General features: G+C 64.5%; 1 protein-coding gene. It reads left to right on the forward strand.

Going from position 1 to position 743, the window contains the following annotated elements; translation table 11 throughout:
• On the forward strand, positions 1 to 698 hold a 698-nt coding region (locus HMPREF9538_RS31245), incomplete at its 5' end, for an ABC transporter permease subunit (RefSeq protein ID WP_009484282.1).
• Between the last annotated feature and the right edge of the window lie 45 nt (positions 699 to 743).

A 743-nucleotide genomic window follows, 5' to 3' on the forward strand; every position in this document is an offset into this window, starting at 1 on the left:
GCGCCAATGCCGATATCGGCGCGGCGCGGGGGGGAATCTTTCCCTTCCTTTTCCCCTTCCCCCCCCCCCGGGGGGGGGGGGCGGCGGCGGCGATCCTCGGTACCATCGCCGCGGTGGTGATGGTGCGCTTTGGGCGTTTTCGCGGCTCCAACGGCTTCGCGTTTATGATCACCGCGCCGCTGGTCATGCCGGACGTGATCACCGGTCTCTCGCTGCTGCTGCTGTTCGTGGCGCTGGGACATGCCATCGGCTGGCCGTCGGACCGCGGCATGTTGACCATCTGGCTGGCGCATGTCACCTTCTGTACCGCCTACGTGGCGGTGGTGATCTCCTCGCGCCTGCGCGAGCTGGACCACTCTATTGAAGAGGCGGCGATGGATCTTGGCGCCGCGCCGCTGAAGGTCTTCTTCGTCATCACGCTGCCGATGATTATGCCGGCGGTGATCTCCGGCTGGCTGCTGGCCTTCACGCTGTCGCTGGATGACCTGGTGATCGCCAGCTTTGTCTCCGGTCCCGGGGCCACGACCTTGCCGATGCTGGTCTTCTCCAGCGTGCGCATGGGAGTCAACCCGGAGATCAACGCCCTGGCGACGCTCATCCTCGGCGTGGTCGGTATTGTTGGTTTTATCGCCTGGTATTTGATGGCCCGCGCAGAAAAGCAGCGAGTGCGCGATATCCAGCGTGCAAGACAAGGCTGAACCACCTAAAATCGGTACAGCAGCCTCCGGTCGGCGCCACCCTGT

Origin of the sequence: Klebsiella sp. MS 92-3 (assembly GCF_000195655.1) — a bacterium.
GTDB lineage: Bacteria > Pseudomonadota > Gammaproteobacteria > Enterobacterales > Enterobacteriaceae > Klebsiella > Klebsiella pneumoniae.